A 17,874-nucleotide genomic window follows, 5' to 3' on the forward strand; every position below is an offset into this window, starting at 1 on the left:
CAGCATCTCCTCTCGCTGCCCCTCCCGTCTCCGATGATCGAAGACATCTAAGGGGGCTGCCGAGGGGGTCAACTTTGGACGCTGATTTCATCCAAAGAGGGGTCAATATTCCATGCTGATCAACAATTAACGATGCAGGTGTGAACACCACGGCGGAGGAGCACATCGCCGATGCCGAGGTCATGCCCGCTGCCGCTCCAGAAGGAGAAAAAGACCAAAACCCTGTAGAACCTAACTCAGCAAAGGAGAAGGTAATGGAATTTAAGTTGACGAAGGAGGTTGCCACACAGGCACCTGCTAAGACTCCGCAGGAGTACAAAGAGGACTTTGCGTATCTGTTACGTGTGTTGACGAACGAAACCGGTGCCGAGGAAAAGAACATGGCTCTGGAAAAGTTCAACTCGGTGATTAGCCAATTCAAAGGTTATCTCATTGGCAAGACCCCGGATGAAAAAGCACAGATCGTTTCATCCACGATGGAAACTATTAATCCCGTCATGGTTAGAGCAGATGCCTTACAGTGTATCTGCATGCTCATGACCGGTGAACTTGCGAACGAACTCAAGAAGGATACTCCCTACGGCAATTGGTTGGAAACGTCCCAGGCGGCGTTTCCTAATAGCGATCCACGAGAACTTCAAAAAGCTATGAAATTGGCAGCAGTCAGGAAGGCAGTGCTTTACTGCCACGTTGGGAAAACACGGTTAAATCGTTTAGCCGCCATTGCGTCAAAAGCCCCGTTTAGTAGCGCCGACGATCCCATCGGGATGGTGCTTAGCCAGGTCCAGGGACATTTGGACATTCTCCCGGAAGAATACGAAGTCCTTTCCCGTACTGCGATTGCAGATAACAATCTGAAAAAGCAGGGGGTGTTTATCGACCAGCACGTTCTCCGGGAATTTTACGAATACGGCGAAGAAATCACAAACCCCGACACGGCAGAAATGCTTGCCTGGAAAGAACGGTACGAGAAGGGTGAGAGTAATCTGACGCCGACCGATTTTCTGAGGTCCGTCCTTAAGAACGATGGGAAACGTGATTTTGAACTCACCAATCCCAAAGGCAATAAGGTTAAGGGCAAGGGTAAGGCCAAGACGCCGGCCATCCCGGACATTAACTCCACCTTCGAAAAAACTCGCGAAACGGTCCAGTTGGTGCTCGAGAAACTCGACCTCTCAAAACTGAAGGTGGATCGGGAACTCTACCACACGCTGATGACCACGCTGAAGACCTTCGGCGAAACCGCTTTCCCGTCTTAACAAATCATCCATTCACGGCTCCCCTGGCACATCACCGGGGGGGCCGTCCTAGGAGGAAACATGGACATATACCTGTCATCACCCGCTGAAGCTGCCCTGGATGAAGTGCTGGCCCGGTCACCGGGTACAAAACTCAACGTTTTGCTTACAATAGCCGACATGCCTTCAGACTTTAAAGCATATCTCGCCCGCTATGAAAGCATTATCAATAAGATGGCGCTGGACTGCGGGATGTTCAGCAAAACTAACTCAACCGTGGACATGACCACTCAACAGCTCTTCGCAAAACATGCAATTCACTCAAAGCTCAATCGAGATCGATACGAATTGGTTTTTAGTTTTGACGAGAGCTTTGAACCAGATGGATTCGAAATAAATTATGTTCATTTAGCGCGGCTCAAAAGTCTTGGAATCGAAAATATCACACCTGTGGTGCACAACTTAAAAAATTTCGAGGTCACCGCTTTTATCCGAAAAGGGTACACTTCTGTTGCCATCGGAAGACAAAAAGGTAAAACCAACCCAAAATTGCTTTTTCCAAGGGTTTTTCAAGCAATTGCATATCGCCTCCATGTGCATCTATTCGGCATTACCGAGTTTAATATATTAGTAGGCTGCCCTGCAACATCGTGTGATTCGACATCATGGTTGGATGATGCCAATACCGGTGTTGTTCGGTTCTGGAATCCAGCAAAAGTAGGAGAGAACAAAACTGATGTTATTTATTTTCCAGACAACGAGGGTAAAATTAAGCGTGGGACGCAAGTCTACACTCAATACGAGTACCTTGACGAGTTCAAGGGTTTCATAAGCAATTATGGTTTGACCATCCGTAATCTGAATGGATTAAAAGGGGATCTCTACCGTCAGTTCCTCGGGATGATGTATTACCGGACCCTGGAAGACGTGGTAACGGAACTACACCGGAAGAACCCACTTTTTACCTCGTAAAAACAGAAGGTTACGCCATAGGTTCTGGGGTGGTCGGTAAACGGCCACCCTTGAGTCAAAATAAGTCAATAAAATCAGTATATTATCAAATACGTAAATTTTTTCGTTTTTGGAGAGACCAAAACCATGGAAATTCTAAAATTTGCTTAACTTCGGGCCGGCAGCCAGCGACGATAAGAACTAGAACTTTCCCTATAATAATCAATGGATTTAAGCAGGTTGGCACGAGCGACCCACTTTCTACCCGGCGGCATTGTCATATTTAATCTGGGCATCGGCCAGGATCGTTCCCAGCTGGGCAAGTTCTGGTATTCATGTGTCCCATAGGGTCCAGATAAGAATACCCATGAGCCAAAGTAAGGTTTGTCAATCTTGATGGGTAATAAACTTAGACAAAAAAGTTCAATTTGTGATGAAAAAGCCGGGATACCCCTGTCCTATAAAGGCCAAAGAGAAAACTACATGGCATGATAATATCTGTAACATCAAAAACTTTTAAAACTGGCTTAACTATCCCACGAAAGAAGCCCGCCGAAGTGGCTCTTAAAAAACCATGCCAACAACGCTCATCATGGAAATAGCAATAAACCGGCGATTAGATCGGTTACAAAAAATGTAACCTACAAGAAAAATGACAATATCTGGTGAAAATATTATTTGCACTTGGATAAAAATAGCCGGAAGTCCATTTACGTTCCTTCAAAAGCAAAGCTTCTTCACCACAAACATCACCCTGGCAGGAGAACTTTTTCATCGACAAATGGACAAAAACCCATCCATAGACTACACTTTTTTAGCTATATTGGATCCATATAGGACAAGGTTCTTTATGATCATGTCGAAGAAAGAAAAGTTACATCTCTTGCCATCAGATCCAGCGAAACTTAAGAGGGCATAAATCCGATACTTTCTAAGCTTTGTTTTGAACTTGGATAAAATTAGCAAAGTTTGTTTCAAAAGTTGCTGGAAGTTCCTTTTCGTTCCTTTAAAAGGAAAGTTTCATCGCCATCAACATTACTAAACTATTGTGAGACAGGAGGGGGTGCGAAAGCAACCCCCCTCTAATATATAACAGAATTTTTGCAGTTGAACCTTAAAAATTTCAAAGGGTTACAGTTGCAAACCACAAACTTGCAGTTGCAGCTGAAAAACAGCAGTAACAATCTAAAATCTTTCAATTTTTTGTTGCAAATCTGAAATCTGTCGAAAGTTGCAACCGTTGCAACCCAACAAAACTTGCAGGTGGAGTGTCAATATACTAGGTCAAAGCTGATAGGATATTGATCCTTTCGCACCATGGATGGTTTTAACAGCTTTCTTGCCAACGGCATCCTTAATGTACTTGACAGCAGTCACGGCAGTAATACTTTTACCTGGATTCTCCGCTTTGTATACATTGACAACTTCATTTTTCAAAACAGTTTGGGTCTGAGCAACTCCGTTCAAGTTTTGCAAAGCTTTGATGACAAAGTAAACAGTATCATTATTCAAATTACCCGACTGAACGCTAACAGCAAACCTCAAGTTGCTCAATTCAAGTGAAAGATCATCGTTTAACATGAAATTTCTAGCTTTCTTATGAATGAACCTAAATTTCTTATCCTTTTCTTTGTATTCGAGTTCCCAGGTGTTAGGAGACCAATCACCTATAGCACTCGCACCGCGTCCTCCACCGACTCCTCTTTCTTGCTTAAATTTTCCGTGGTGGTGTATGATTAACGGCGAGACCTTAAGACTTTCACAAAAGTCAGAAAAATTGTCCAAGAGTCTACGCATCTCGTCATTTGAATTTTCATCCTTACTGTGAAAACTTATGAGCGGATCTATCACCAGAATATCGAATTTTATCAAATCATGCTGTTTCTTGATTACATCTTGAAACCGTGGACTATCAAGATCGCCAGTAGCACGAATATCCTTTTTTCTACCGACGAAAAAAAGCTTCTCTCGAATAACATCGTCTGGGATAGCATAAGCGCCGCGTATGAGCTCAAGTCTTCGCTTCATTCCAACTAAAGAGTTTTCAGATTGTACAAAAAGGACGCGATGTCCTCCATGTAGTACTTTGTATTTATTTAAGAACCCATTGGCTGGAGGGAAAACCAGATCCATTGCTATTTGCAAGGTCAGGACTGACTTACCAGCGCCACCATATCCAGTGATTAACAACGGCTCATCTTTAGGCCAGAAATTGTCTATAAGAAACTCAAAGTTTGTTTGCGCCGTTAACACATCAAATGCATTAACAATACCATACTCAGAATCAGAAGGAGAAGCATTCGTCCCAGAAGAGAAACCAAGTTGCATATGAACCCCTATTGGATTCTGAGCTATAGTTTTCTTAGCTGCTTCAATTTCCCGTTCAAACCAATCAGGCTTCTCTCTAGCCTTTTGTCCAATGGGATAGCTTTGGTAGATAGACCTGATTGTCCTTTCATCAACACCAGCGTTGAGCAGACCAAGCAGAACCGACCAGGATGGTTCTGATCTAGTGCCCCGAAGATATGGCGTCATTATCTTTTGCTTAATGTATTCAGAAATAGGCAATCCTGCAATAAGACTATCAAGATCAACCAGCCCAGTCTCTAACAACTCGCTTCCAGAAGCTTTATTCCGGACTATTTTGGTTAACTTTTTTATGGAACGTTTATCTTGCTCTTCTTCTGTGAAAATTTCTCGTGCCCCTGAAGAATATTCGAGCAACCAGTTTGGAGCATCTAAAATATCTTCATTTGTTGCGATAACATAGGGCTTTTGAGTTTCAGGGTGTAAAGACCCGGGACAGATTACTTGTCCTCCAGTTCCTTTTACATCGAAGCATTTGGCCTTAGATCGGCAGGAGTATTTCTTATCATCATTAGGATATCTAAAATAATAGTGGTAACGATCCCCTCTTCCTCCGGATTTAACGGCAAAAGTAGGTGGGAGCATCGGATCAATACCATTGAACTCAAGGACTTTCCAAAATTTATCAATGTCATCAATATCTAAGACCAGCACGCCACTCGCTGGGCCACACGCTATTCCTGCCCTGTCAGCTTTAAAATCTTGACGGTTGAACTGGCGAATCGTTTCGCACCATTTTTGCCAACCGTTTTCAATTGGTTTTTTCAACTTGTTAGCTATTCGCTTCATTTCATCTGGATCACCAGAAGCTTCTATTGGAGAAGCAAATCCACCGCGCAAGGGGATTATTGAAAATTTCTGCGACAAGTATTCAAAGATTGACAGACGGTCATCATCTTTCAACTTATCTGATCTCTGAATCATCTGGTATATGTCGTCTTGAATGAAACTCATACGCAACCATTGTTTATGTGTAATTCCATGACTCGGTTCAGGAAAGCTCTGTGCCTCCCCGAAATGACAGGTAAAAGTAGCACAGCGATTCGCCGCCCTCAAGCCCCAGAGCGGGAAACCGACCAAGCCCGGAGATGCCACTGCTGACCTACAGAAAGCAAGCTAATTTACTCAGTAATTTGCTACAGATATTAATATCCAGCAAATTGTTTAGAATTTTACCTTGCAATTTATAAACGCCATGGGTGCTTTGTATATTCCAAATCCTGTCCTGGCCCTGACCAGGAGATGTCTACTCTTGAAAAGACATCAAGTCGAAAAATAAAACATTACTTAAGAAATACTAGATTGGTCGTAATCTCCTCGAACCGTATCTACTTAAGAATGACTTACCCGTTATGTAGCAATGCAGACGGGGAAGAAGTTGAGACCAAAACCAGCCCGTATTTGATAACTCAAAGAAGTCGAGGTGGCCCATATGTCGGATGAAGTTCATGGCAAACTGAAATCCGTTGATTTTTAATAATCTTCTAAAAACGTGATAGCTCAAGTGAAATCACGTTTGGATATATGGATGCGATTAAACGCGGGATGGCTTTAAAGGATTGCAATAGACCAAAGGAAGCCCTTGTGAAAAGATTTTCACGGAGATGGAAAGCTTGATTTTCATAAGGGTGGCTGAAGTTTGTAAGAAACTATCGAACGGTATTCGATGTAGCACAAGATGTCACTTAAACAAAACAACTAAACCATTGCTTTGGGTATAAACTCGAAGCCGCTGATCCTTAGTAGTACAGCGTAATTCAAAACTACTTCAAAATATTAGACACTTATGATACATCGAATACCAATTGACGTAGCCGTATGCGGGAAAACCGCTTGTACGGTTGCAACAGAGTGCTAGGACCGGTGACGCTCCTTTCGACTCTTAGGAGTTCTGCCTCCATCTGAAGAAATTTTGATGGTCGCATGATTCCGTAAACTGCAAAGTGGATTCTTTTCAAAGGCTTTCATTCGTGAAGGCCTTTTTCTTTTTCTAACGGACGAATTTTCGCATCTGCTGGTCCACCCGGCGTCAATTCACATCGTTGGGGTAGAGAAACTTGTCCTGGCCCCAGGAACACCCCTTGTAAAATCCCGTCTCCTGGGTTTTTGGGGCTTGTCCTATAGCAAACCCTACCCGGACAGCAAAAACCCCAGGAACAGCGCCCTACGCCCAAATTACGATTTCAAGCCCAGAATCACAAGAAATTTGATGCATTTTTGCCCAAGAAATGCGTATTTTCATGCACTTTTCAGCAATTTATAGAGATATACCAGATAAAGTAACATTTCTATGCAAAGGAGGCGTTATGGGAGCCAAGAATGGTAATTCAACTGACGTTCAAGAAAAGACGGCGAAGAAGAAAATCGAATCGAAGTATGATCCGAAGACTCTTCGCAGCCTTATCAAAGAAGGTCTGGATGCTGCTACGATAATGGAGCGAATGCAGATCAAGCATCGACAAACGCTCAAGCAGTACATTTTGAAGCTCATTAGTACCGACAGGGTGCTCTATGAGGTCAAGGGACTTTATCTCAAAGACTCAAAGAGACCGAAGGTTAATCAACAGGGCATCCTGAAGATCAACCTCAAGGCTCACGATCTCGGTGATCTCGAAATCAACGAGGGCGACGAGTTCTCGGTCGAAGTCATCGATGGCAAGATCATCTTGAATAAGATTCTCCCATAACCTCCAACTGAAATGTCATGCAGATTCGTCTGCGTGGCATTTCTTATTTTTTAACTCAAATAAGTTTTCCATTCTTCTTTAAAGATGCAAAGACTTCGCCTCTACTGCAGAATTTAAGTCAAACTTTGTCAGATTGTTATGGAGCGGTTCTTCGCATTGGATTTGCGATTATAGTCACAAAACTACAGATATAAGTATTTGAAGGAAAGAACGGTTTTACCCAATAACGTACATTGGAGTCGAATAATTGCAAATTTCAAAGGATTACAAAGGCCTACAGGTGTCCCCAAAGGACAAAGGCCCGGACCAGAGATTTTGAATTTTAGTTTCTGGCATCCCAAAAAGGGAAAACCCAATTGGAGGATTTTATGAAGGTCGAACCGATTACAGATGTGAAGAGCATCAAGAGCATTAAGAAGCTTTTGCATGACTCACCCAGGAACAAACTCTTGTTCATAATGGGCGTCAACACTGGACTCAGGGTACAAGACATCCTTGCTCTCAGAATTTCGGACGTAAAGCACGCCAATGTTGGTGATCGCATTGTCATCCGAGAAAAAAAGACCGGAAAAGAAAACGTTTTCATGATCAACAAGGAAATCAAAGAGACCCTTGACGACTACTTGAAGACAATCGAGGCAAAGGACGACCACTTTCTGTTCAAGAGCAGAAAAGGGTTAAATTCACCGTTAACGACATACGCAGTGACAATGTACGTTCAAGATTGGTGCGATGCTATAAATCTGCACATCAATGCAGGGGCTCACACTCTCCGAAAAACCTGGTGTTACCACCAGCGGAAAACTTTCGGTACATCATGGGAGGTCATAGCAAAGCGATTAAACCACAGTAGCCCGAGTATCACAAGAAGATATATCGGCGTGAAGGAGGAAGAAGTCGAAGAAGTTCTGATGAAATCCATCTAAACCCTTACCAAGGGGAGTAAAATCCCCTTTATTTGTAGAGCGCCTGAATTTTCCTCGCCCCCAAATTTAAATTGTTACTTCAACCTAGAACAGAAGAGGTTCTTATGGGCGTCTATCAACGAGATAGCCGGTGGATGGTCTATTGGCATTTCAACGGCAAAAGACATGACAAATCGTTTGGTCGTGGTGACCTTGGTCAAGCAAAAGCTGAAAAGTTTGATCATGCTGTTCGTGACGCACTCGATCAGGGGTTACCAGTTCCTGATCCCGAAAAGGTGACGGCATCGGTCATGGTACCAGTGCCGGCGGCCGTACAGATGGAGAACCCAGTTACCGCCCCGGTCCAGGGCTTTAACCAGGTCACTGGTCGAGTTCTTGGCGGGATGCTCCTGTCGGAGCTTGGATCGAAGTATCTGTCCCATATGAAGGCATCAGGCCGGACGGAGAAGCACATTCGGAACATCGAGCACTTGGTCAACCACGTCTTTATCCCGGTACTCGGCGACAAGCCAGTGGACTCACTGTCGTATCAAGAAAACATGATTCCGTTCATCCTGCACTTTCAAGGAGTCAGCAGCAGAACGGGAAAGGTCCGGTCCCAGTATACGGTGAATAAGTACTGTGATTACTTGAGTTTCATCTTCAACTTCGGGATAGACAACGGCTTTACCTCCGTCAATCCCCTGAAGATTTGGAAGAAACCCAAGGTTCAACCATGGGATATGAAGCTCACCTTGGACGATGCAAAGAAGATCATGGTCAATGCTGAACCACATTTGAAGTGGGCGATGGAAGTTTGTTTCAACCTGGGTACTCGTCCTGGTGAATCTGAACTTCTCTCGCTCAAGTGGGAAGACATTGACTTCAAAGCCAGTACTGTTCGCATTTATGCGAGCAAAACCAAGACATACCGGACAGTTCCAATCAACCCTGAGTTCCTGAAACGTTTGGAAAAGGAGCAGGCAGAATCCAAAACCGGATATGTAATTGAGTACATGGGCCGGAACCTGACAACGATTCGGAAAGCATTCAAAAACGCATGCAAACGGGCTGGTATCACCTACCAGACTCGTATGTACGATCTTCGGCACTTGTTTGCGACCACCTTACTTCGCAAAGGTGCTGACTTAGCTGCCGTTTCCAAGATGATGGGACATTCCACGGTGAAGATGACGGCAGACACCTATTACCACTACATGGAAGGAGAAAAGGAAAGAGCAGTCAATCTGTTACCCGCTTTAGAAGTGGCATAGTCCAGGAAGACGGGGCGTCTTGAAAAAGATACTCCGTCTTTCTATTTTTATTAATTAGAAACGAATGAGGACATTAGTTATGAGAACTTGTCAGTGGTGCCAGCTGGACACCATAAAAGAGCCAACATCAGTAAGCTGGGTATTTTTATGCAACAAATGTTATCACACCATTTATGTTGACTACTATCGAAGCATCTTTACACCGGAAGAATTTCGCAAGAATATAGACGTTGTAAAAGCTATCCATGAAATCCACGAGAAGAAAAAGAACGAAATCGAATTAAATAAAGAATGCTATATTTGCACGAAGGGCTTTACCTGCACCACTGAGAATAAATACAAAACTCTGTGCAATGATTGCTACAAGAAATACTGTTTGCCGTTTCGAGGTAAAGCAACTGCCGCTGAAATGGCTGATATTATCAAGCAGGCCAAGAAAATGAGAGAAGCAACCTTTAGCACTAACTTGCCCAACGACGAATCAGTCGACACTGGTAACCAGGAATAGACAAGAACCTAAGCGTTATGGAAAGACGAGGAATCTCTAGCTCAGACTCCTCGTCTTTCTTTTGTCAAAGAACAAGAATGGAGAAATATTATGGCACAAAGATGTTTATGGGATAAATCTCATACGTATTTTCCGAATCACAGATACCCTTGTGATTTCTTATGTGAAAAATGTAATGAAGAAATTTACTACAAATATCAAGCGCTGTACAAGCCAAAGCAATTTGAAGCTAATATCGATATGATCAAAGAACAAAGAAAACTTACTATGGAACGCGAATGGACCGAAGGTGAAGCATGGATTGTCAAAACGCTTGGCCTGGATGTACTTGTTAAAATTGACTTATTCGACAAAAACTTGATTTAAGCACTGGAGACTCCGAAGGTGGACCGCCCTACCCGGTGGTTCACCTTTTTTTAACGGCGTGGTATGCTGGCCCTGGATTAGCCTTGGGCTGGTCCCAGTGCCCCGCAGTTAGGCCAGCTGGACCTGGACCGGGTCAGAGAGTACCCCCTCGGTCGCAGCTTGGGAAGTTTACTTGGTGTTGCCCTCTTAGTCTGGCAGGCGGACTGCCCTTCCCCGGGGGCACTTATTTTAACAGCAAGGAGGTAATAATGACATTCAAGAGGCCAGATCTCATCATATCTTTGGCAGATGTCGAAAGGCTGGAAGAAATACTAGATAATTTGCATGAGGACGACTTCCCCGGAAAGCTTGACCTTGAAGAAGAGTTAGCGCGCGCTACCGGTGTTCCGCCCAACGAGGTTCCTCCTAATGTGGTAACGATGAATTCAACGGTTTATTTTGAAACCAAACCTCAGGGTAAAAAATTTACATTGACCCTGGTATACCCCACAGACACTAGTATTGTAAAAAATAGTATTTCAATTTTAGCACCTGTCGGAAGTGCTTTATTAGGACTTTCAATTGGAGACGAGATTGAATGGCCAAGACCAGGAGGTGGTAAAACGCTGCTGCAAATAATAGACATTACCTACCAACCGGAACGCACACCAACAGACTAAACGTCAGACGCCTTGAGATGTTCATACCCTCATCGAATTTGCCGATGGGGGTTAAACACGTACATATTTAGCGAAATGTTTTCCACACTGCCGTCAAAAGACAAGCCTCATTTCATTTACAATATCTTTGAAAATTCCTTCTTCAAATCATCAAGTTCTGCAAGAATATATATGATAACCATTCTCTTTTCATCACCCGCAGGTAAATCACACAACTTATCTTGCAACGCAATAATACGTCTCCCTAGAACATCATACATCATATCGAGTTTATTTTTTTCCATTCAACCGCTTCCCTGCAACGCGAAAAATCACCGCCGTTGGTCAAATAGCTAATTCAAAAATCCAAACGGGACACAGTGAGGCTGGTCTCACAGAAGGTGCGCACTAAAGCGCAGCCTTGAGCATGTTCTTAAATAAATTCAGCTAGTATCCTTTGTCATCGATTGAGGGTGATTTCTTTTCCCACTCCCAGAACAAGATATTTTCTTCCAACAGGCGACAAAGGACAGCCCCGTGGCCCAGGGGTAGTCGAAAAGCTAGTCTGTAGCTGGGATGGATTCTAGCAAATCGGCGGCTGGCGACAACCAAAATCAAAAAAGCAGGACCCTGCGTTGGCGGAACCTAATGAGATGACGTGGGATTTCTATTCCTGTGCCCAGCACTAGGAACCATGCGCAATCTCCGAGAGGACCGAACCCGAGCATTTGAAACCAAGGAGAAGCACTTATTGTCAGAACCCTTGGATTTGATGCCCTTATAAAAATTGACTTCTTTGAGAATAATCTTGCGTAACATCCTGGTTTAGTTCGTCTCCTGAAAGTGGACTGTCCTGCCCAGGTGGTTCACCTTTTGTTAATGGCGTGGTATGCTTGCCTAAGCCTATTCTCGGGCTGGTCCGAGTGTCGGCCAGCTGGGCCAATACTAGTAGTTGTAAGTGTATCCCACCGGCCGCAGCCTGGGAAGTTTACTTGGTGCTGATATTGCCTAAAAAAGTACAAGAATTACAGCAGATGTGGGCCCCGTAAAATTGCTGTGAGACCAGCTCCAGGATTCCAGTTTACTGGACTTTTTGAAAACGAGTAATTAGCCGTTTTTTCGATCCTAAAATTCACAGGATCCTGCGAGTTCAGACCCGCCCATGTGCAGCGAATCCCGGGAACGAGCTGAAAATATACAATAAATGCTGATTTTAGTCCAAAAGGGTGTCTAATGGCAAAGTTCTGAGATTCAGCCCAAACGGCAACTCCAAAAACGAAGGAAATTTCGTTTTTGACCACCGAACGGACCACACTTAGGTCCAAGTGATGCAAGATACCGATATTACACTCACTACTTTTCTAATTTGCAACTAAATCATCCGGAAGGATACGAACTTGAGCAGCGAACAGTTACATACAAAATGCGCCCCACCTGAACGTTTAAGCATCAATGAAGTGCAGGAAGAAAGAGAAAAGCTTTCTGGGCACATATGCTCTAGCTACTTTGACTTCTTTCCTCTTCCGCTGATTGTTTTAAACAGTCACCGGCAAATAGTTTTCAGCAATAAAGCTTTTTTAGACATCCTTGGCATCAACGACCTAGGCAATTTCCTTGGGCTTCGCCCCGGTGAAGCAATGGGTTGTAGCTACGCCCACGTGGAAGAAGCAGGATGTGGCACTTCTACATTTTGCCGTGAATGTGGTGCTCTCCGAGCAGTATTAGAAAGCATGATCGGCAATGCAAAAGCGCAGCACGACTGTCAACTCCTGATAAGCCACAACGATGAAAGCTCGGCAAAAGACCTGAGAGTATTTGTTTCTCCTTGGGATGTTGAAAACGCAAAGTATTATGTTGTCTCAATCGTAGACATAGAAGACGAAAAACGCAGAAAAATACTGGAACGAATCTTTTTTCACGATATTCTTAATGCTGCCGGAGGAGCAAAAGCCCTACTTGATACCTTGTTTGACGAAGTTCCAGAAGAAAGCAAAGAGTTAATGAGCCTTGTCCAAGCGTCACTGTTTGGCCTTGTAGAAGAAATCAAGAAACAAAAACAACTACTGGCGCTTGAAAACAAAGAATACAGTCTTTCCATGATCACTTTACAAGGCATCGAGCTAATCAACCTTGTAGCAAACGAGTACCGCACCCACCCCAAGGCTTATGGGAAGAAAATAGTTGTTTTCCCCAACAGCGTCAACGTCCAGGTCTTATCAGACTACACTTTACTCATGCGCGTTATCATAAACATGGTCATCAATGCATTAGAAGCTACGTCTGAAAATGGTAGTATCACAATAGGACTAGATGATGACGGTGATTTTGCAAAATTTTGGGTAGCTAGTAGAAGAGTCATACCCGACCATGTCAAAGTCCAGATTTTCAAAAGATCTTTCTCAACCAAAGGGACGGACCGTGGACTTGGAACCTACTCCATAAAACTACTCACAGAAAACTATCTTGGTGGAGAAGTCGGCTTCACTTCGGAGGAACCACAGGGAACTGTGTTCTGGGTTAAAATTAAGAAAACAAACTAAACGCATCAAGACACTCCGGCCGGTCATTAATCAGTTTATTCGATGTAAATATCGACAAAATTTAGCAAAATTTGGACACCTACGTCGCCCGATTCAGCATCATACAACTTTGAATGGAGTTCAAACGCCGCCGAATAATTTCCTTGCTCCAATATAGCATCAAAAGCATCAGAAACAAACTGCTCGTATGCTATGCCTATTTTGACATGCACCAGAGGTTTTCCCATGGAATTTTGTTACCACAGAATTCCTACCACCTGCTACTTTTTTTTACAAAACACGTGTTGCACACTCATTTCAGCCAATCGGGACAAAATATTATGATCGACATGGCAGGACTCTGCCATTCCGCCCCTTGGACAACCCCAAAAACGAATGAAACCGCGTTTTTGACCAGCCGGACAGGGGATAGACCAGGAGAATAGGGACGGATCAGGAGAATCGGTGGGAAATAGAAACCGAGTTGGCTGGACCGCCACAGTCCGACCACTGTTGCGCCAACGAGGTCGAAAGTAGACCTAATAAAAACAAAAAATCCCGTTGGCTACTCGCCAACGAGATCACTTTTTCACAGGGGTTTCTTTAAAGATTTTAGGGGGTTAAATCACGCTTTTGGCGTGTCAAGCAAGTGCTCTCCCCCTGAGCTACGCTCCTATAAACAGAATCAGGGAAGGGGATATCTATTCCGAACTCTTCCCGAAGTCAACCCTAAATTTTCCATTCCCCAGAAATTTTCGGGTACCAAAGACGTTGGCGCTTGTTGGCTCGTCGTTGGTCGGAGGGGACTACACTCCCACGGGCTGGGAGGTCAAGAGGAAAGTTTGGGAAAAGTTCTGTTGGAACTTATGCTAAATTTAACCTATGCCAAAACTGATACAGTAATTTCACATTAATTAATCATAGACTTTACTTGCACTCGGTCCCGAAATTGTGGTAAAAATTTACCAGACTGTGGCTTAAATCACTGATCAATACAGTACGCTCCTAGAAGGATTTTTTGTTATGAAGATTTCCAGCAAGTTAATCGTTCTCGTAGCTATCCCACTCATCGCATTCTTAGCAATCAGCTTTGTCTATACAAAAATCAGCATAGATGAATCCCGTGTCATAGAAGATATGGGGCATAATACAAAGCTTTTTGTGGCAGTATCCGACTTGGTACACGAGTTACAAAAAGAACGAGGGCGTACATCGATATATCTCTCAGGTGGTTCTCAAGATGATATGAACACCCAGAGGAAATCTTCGTCCACCCAAGTTTCACCCGTGATTAATGAATTAAAAACCGCGAAGGTCAACGAAAGCACAAAAAACTTAACATCTCAAGCAATATCAGAAATTGATAAAATTCGAAACCGAGCTGACTCAAGAGGTCCGACAAAAGAAATCGTTGATGCTTACGGACAAATAATTGCAACTCTAATGGGAACAGAAACTGCTATTGCAAACTCAAAGACTACACGAGGATTCGGAAAAGCATTAACGACAATTATTATACTAGAAACTGCCAAGGAAAACGCTGGGAAACTCAGAGCCACTCTCTCTGGGATACTCACTTTAGATAAACCAATAAACGAAGAAATGTTTACTCGCCTCATAACTTTTAAATCCAACATTGATGCAAATCTTGATTCAAAGGCTATGGTTTTGAGTTCACAGGCCAACACTCTGCTCGACGAAAGCAAAAAGTCACAAGCCTGGACTGACACAAACAAAACATTCAACACAGTCTTGACCAAAGCTAACGACGGGAACTTTGGGATTAATGGCAAAGAATTCTTTTCTACAATTACGCAAGTTATCGACTCGTTAAACGCTGTAAGAACGAAGGAAATGGCTTCCATTGCTGCAAATCTTTTAAAGATTCAGGATGAAATATCTTCTGCCTTAATACGAGTTTTCTGTGGCGTAAGTTTTACATTAATTCTGTCATTATCAGTAGCATACCTACTTGCACGCTCGATAACACGCCCAATTAACCATCTAATTTTTTACGCAAAAGAAGTCTCTGACGGAAACCTTGACGCCAATATTAACGAAAAGTTTTCACACGAACTCGGGAGCTTAAAATCATCTTTAAACGTGATGATTTCAAACTTAAAATCTAAAATTGCGGAAGCAGAAGCAAATAGCCAAAAAGCTGAAGAAGAATCCAAGCACGCCAATGTTGCTATGAAAGAAGCTGAAGAAGCAAAAGCACTTGCTGAACATGCAAAAGCTGAAGGCATGACTGCAGCGGCTAGTTCTATTGAAAGTGTCGTAGAAATTGTTAGCTCTGCATCAGAAGAGTTATCGGCACAGATAGAACAATCGACTCAAGGGGCTGAAATTCAGTCACAACGAGTAGCAGAAACTGCGACTGCCATGGAACAAATGAACGCTACGGTTATGGAAGTAGCGAAGAATGCTTCCCAAGCTGCAGAAACCGCAGACCAAGCTAAACATCAAGCACAAGATGGATTTACTGTAGTAGCTGAAGTTGTCACAGGCATTGCTGAAGTAGAATCTACAGCTCTTGAATTGAAAAACGATATGACTTTACTTGGAAAACAAGCTCTAGAAATTGGGCAGGTTCTCAATGTTATTTCAGATATTGCTGACCAGACAAACCTTCTTGCCCTCAATGCAGCAATTGAAGCTGCTCGGGCAGGTGATGCAGGACGAGGATTTGCCGTAGTAGCTGATGAAGTCCGGAAATTGGCAGAGAAGACCATGACAGCGACGAAGGAAGTCGGCGATGCGATCAGGGGCATCCAGAACGAAGCCAATAAAAACATTGGAAACGTTGATTTAGCAGTAAAAAGGATCAGTTCCGTTACGATTCTAGCGACAAAATCAGGTGACTCTCTCAATGAAATTGTCAAGCTTGTTGATTTAACTACGGATCAAGTGCGGGCTATCGCAACAGCTTCCGAAGAACAATCCGCAACTAGCGAAGAGATCAACCGGAGCATTGAAGACGTCAACAGGGTTTCCATGGAAACCTCCGACGCAATGCGACAATCTGCACAGGCAGTCGGTGAATTGGCCACTCAGGCACAGGTCCTAAAGCGACTCATTGACGAGATGAAATCTGATGGTGGTTCTGGTACTACTGCCCTTATTGCCGGGAAGAAACCTTTTGCATTGGGAAGAGGGTAATGGAGAATAATCTTCAAATATGCTAAGGGACTGTCCGATCCGTTAGTGTATATCGGCACTAGAAGCTTCTTCTAAGATTAACTGGGGTGAGTTCATATTGTCTGAAGGATATTTGAGCTCACCCCAAAACCTTTGCAAACCAATGAAATATAAAGACCTTAAAATCATATCAAACAACATCCTTGGCGGAACTCCATCGACAACTTTCGAAAGGAAAGTTTTTCTTGTCATGTATTATTCTGAGCTATTAGCTCTCAACTTCAAAGAGATCGATGCTTTATTCCAAACGCATAGCAGGGAATGCCTGTTCAAAATATTTTACTTAGATGCAAATTTTGTTGAACATATCTACGCTCTTTTTCTAAATTCTGGAATAGACACTATCATGCCTGAAATTTTTGATAGGCTCATAAGAATCCAAGAACTACTCCACCAGAGAAAACTGCTTAAATCTTGCAAAACTTCTGGACTCTTCCAATAATTGCTTTTCAGTCCAGTAAAAACGAAAGAAATTTCGTATTTGAAAAAGTTGAGCTATTACTAACTGTTAACGTTACTGAGCCGCCCTACCCCAATCAAGGACCAGGGACAGGGCAGTTTCAGTGGTATTAGCGGTAACCCAGGCCTGAAAATTCACAGGATCCTGCGATCCGACACCAGCGTTTCTGGCCCAGAATGTCATACAGCCCCAAATAGCCGAACTTTCTACCCATCAGCTGAAAATCAAAAGTTCCAGTAAACTGGACTTTTCAAAAGTCGTCGATGTCGCCGTTTTTCTCTCAGCAAACAGCTGAAGCCCCTCCCTTGGGCAAATCTGGGCTTGGCCTTCTTCCCCAGACACCCCTCCCCTGCTCTCTACCGGCCCATTCCTGGGCCTTTTCCAATGGTCTCCCCCTCTGGACTCCCCCCGGGCCAAAATCCCAGGAAATCGCGTCCTACAACCAACGTCCGATTTCAATAGGGCTTTTTCCGGGCCAAGGAACTAGAGAGGATGGGCGAACAATTCACTTGGGTCAAGATGTCCAAAATTTCACGGTGCTGACCATAAATTTCTTCTGGCCGCATCATCATTGTCAATCAGTCCGAAAGAATGGCACAAAAAAACTCAGGATATGGTGGTTCACCCTTTTGCTTGTTGATCAGCATGGAATATTGACCCCTCTTTGGATGAAATCAGCGTCCAAAGTTGACCCCCTCGGCAGCCCCCTTAGATGTCTTCGATCATCGGAGACGGGAGGGGCAGCGAGAGGAGATGCTGA

General features: G+C 43.6%; 13 protein-coding genes. 10 read left to right on the forward strand and 3 right to left on the reverse strand.

All coding sequences use genetic code 11. The features are described from left to right. Positions 1–140 precede the first annotated feature (140 nt). Together GTA51_RS18555 and GTA51_RS18560 are read left to right on the forward strand one after the other, a co-directional pair. Positions 141–1,259, forward strand: a complete 1,119-nt coding sequence (locus tag GTA51_RS18555; protein ID WP_160963773.1) for a hypothetical protein — start codon at positions 141–143, stop codon at positions 1,257–1,259. Between the two features lie 60 nt (positions 1,260–1,319). Further along, complete coding sequence (locus GTA51_RS18560; RefSeq protein WP_160963775.1) at positions 1,320–2,210, forward strand: hypothetical protein; 891 nt, start codon at positions 1,320–1,322, stop codon at positions 2,208–2,210. Between the two features lie 1,263 nt (positions 2,211–3,473). Here the strand turns inward: GTA51_RS18560 and GTA51_RS18565 are convergent. Next, entirely contained in the window at positions 3,474–5,459 is a 1,986-nt protein-coding gene (locus tag GTA51_RS18565; protein WP_246198229.1) for an AAA family ATPase, read from the reverse strand. Between the two features lie 1,403 nt (positions 5,460–6,862). Between GTA51_RS18565 and GTA51_RS18570 the strand changes: the two genes are divergently transcribed. The 6 genes from GTA51_RS18570 to rnk all read left to right on the forward strand — a co-directional run bounded on the left by GTA51_RS18570 (position 6,863) and on the right by rnk (position 10,955). Continuing rightward, positions 6,863–7,243, forward strand: coding sequence for a hypothetical protein (locus tag GTA51_RS18570; RefSeq protein WP_160963779.1), 381 nt, complete (start codon positions 6,863–6,865; stop codon positions 7,241–7,243). A 368-nt stretch (positions 7,244–7,611) separates the two neighbouring features. Beyond that, on the forward strand, positions 7,612–8,169 hold the full coding sequence (locus GTA51_RS18575; protein ID WP_160963781.1) for a tyrosine-type recombinase/integrase: 558 nt from the start codon (positions 7,612–7,614) through the stop codon (positions 8,167–8,169). 104 nt (positions 8,170–8,273) lie between these two features. After that, the gene (locus GTA51_RS18580) at positions 8,274–9,422 is read left to right on the forward strand and encodes a tyrosine-type recombinase/integrase (RefSeq protein ID WP_160963783.1); all 1,149 of its coding nucleotides are present in this window, start codon (positions 8,274–8,276) and stop codon (positions 9,420–9,422) included. 79 nt (positions 9,423–9,501) lie between these two features. Further along, positions 9,502–9,930 (forward strand): hypothetical protein, encoded by a 429-nt coding sequence (locus tag GTA51_RS18585; RefSeq protein ID WP_160963785.1) that lies wholly within the window; start codon positions 9,502–9,504, stop codon positions 9,928–9,930. Between the two features lie 90 nt (positions 9,931–10,020). Then, entirely contained in the window at positions 10,021–10,296 is a 276-nt protein-coding gene (locus GTA51_RS18590) for a hypothetical protein (protein WP_160963787.1), read from the forward strand. Positions 10,297–10,544: 248 nt separating this feature from the next. Then, positions 10,545–10,955 carry a nucleoside diphosphate kinase regulator gene (gene rnk / locus GTA51_RS18595; RefSeq protein ID WP_160963789.1) on the forward strand — a complete coding sequence of 137 codons (411 nt, stop codon included), beginning with the start codon at positions 10,545–10,547 and terminating at the stop codon, positions 10,953–10,955. Positions 10,956–11,071: 116 nt separating this feature from the next. Here the strand turns inward: rnk and GTA51_RS18600 are convergent, their stop codons facing one another. Further along, positions 11,072–11,239, reverse strand: a complete 168-nt coding sequence (locus GTA51_RS18600; protein ID WP_160963791.1) for a hypothetical protein — start codon at positions 11,237–11,239, stop codon at positions 11,072–11,074. A gap of 1,092 nt (positions 11,240–12,331) precedes the next feature. Here GTA51_RS18600 and GTA51_RS18605 point away from each other — a divergent pair. Beyond that, positions 12,332–13,474 carry an ATP-binding protein gene (locus GTA51_RS18605; RefSeq protein ID WP_160963793.1) on the forward strand — a complete coding sequence of 381 codons (1,143 nt, stop codon included), beginning with the start codon at positions 12,332–12,334 and terminating at the stop codon, positions 13,472–13,474. 35 nt (positions 13,475–13,509) lie between these two features. Here GTA51_RS18605 and GTA51_RS18610 read toward each other — a convergent pair whose 3' ends face one another. Next, a complete protein-coding gene (locus GTA51_RS18610; RefSeq protein WP_160963795.1) occupies positions 13,510–13,701 on the reverse strand; it encodes a hypothetical protein in 192 nt (63 codons plus the stop codon). Positions 13,702–14,476: 775 nt separating this feature from the next. Between GTA51_RS18610 and GTA51_RS18615 the strand changes: the two genes are divergently transcribed. Beyond that, a complete protein-coding gene (locus GTA51_RS18615; RefSeq protein WP_160963797.1) occupies positions 14,477–16,615 on the forward strand; it encodes a methyl-accepting chemotaxis protein in 2,139 nt (712 codons plus the stop codon). Positions 16,616–17,874 lie beyond the last annotated feature (1,259 nt).

This window comes from Solidesulfovibrio aerotolerans (assembly GCF_009856865.1).
Classification (GTDB): domain Bacteria; phylum Desulfobacterota; class Desulfovibrionia; order Desulfovibrionales; family Desulfovibrionaceae; genus Solidesulfovibrio; species Solidesulfovibrio aerotolerans.

What these genes read in the sequence shown, in the direction of transcription:
- GTA51_RS18560 (WP_160963775.1), top strand. Translation starts at nt 1,320, where the DNA reads ATGGACATATACCTGTCATCACCCGCTGAAGCTGCCCTGGATGAAGTG.
- GTA51_RS18570 (WP_160963779.1), top strand. Translation starts at nt 6,863, where the DNA reads ATGGGAGCCAAGAATGGTAATTCAACTGACGTTCAAGAAAAGACGGCG.
- GTA51_RS18575 (WP_160963781.1), top strand. Translation starts at nt 7,612, where the DNA reads ATGAAGGTCGAACCGATTACAGATGTGAAGAGCATCAAGAGCATTAAG.
- GTA51_RS18580 (WP_160963783.1), top strand. Translation starts at nt 8,274, where the DNA reads ATGGGCGTCTATCAACGAGATAGCCGGTGGATGGTCTATTGGCATTTC.
- GTA51_RS18585 (WP_160963785.1), top strand. Translation starts at nt 9,502, where the DNA reads ATGAGAACTTGTCAGTGGTGCCAGCTGGACACCATAAAAGAGCCAACA.
- GTA51_RS18590 (WP_160963787.1), top strand. Translation starts at nt 10,021, where the DNA reads ATGGCACAAAGATGTTTATGGGATAAATCTCATACGTATTTTCCGAAT.
- rnk (WP_160963789.1), top strand. Translation starts at nt 10,545, where the DNA reads ATGACATTCAAGAGGCCAGATCTCATCATATCTTTGGCAGATGTCGAA.
- GTA51_RS18600 (WP_160963791.1), bottom strand. Translation starts at nt 11,239, where the DNA reads ATGGAAAAAAATAAACTCGATATGATGTATGATGTTCTAGGGAGACGT.
- GTA51_RS18610 (WP_160963795.1), bottom strand. Translation starts at nt 13,701, where the DNA reads ATGGGAAAACCTCTGGTGCATGTCAAAATAGGCATAGCATACGAGCAG.
- GTA51_RS18615 (WP_160963797.1), top strand. Translation starts at nt 14,477, where the DNA reads ATGAAGATTTCCAGCAAGTTAATCGTTCTCGTAGCTATCCCACTCATC.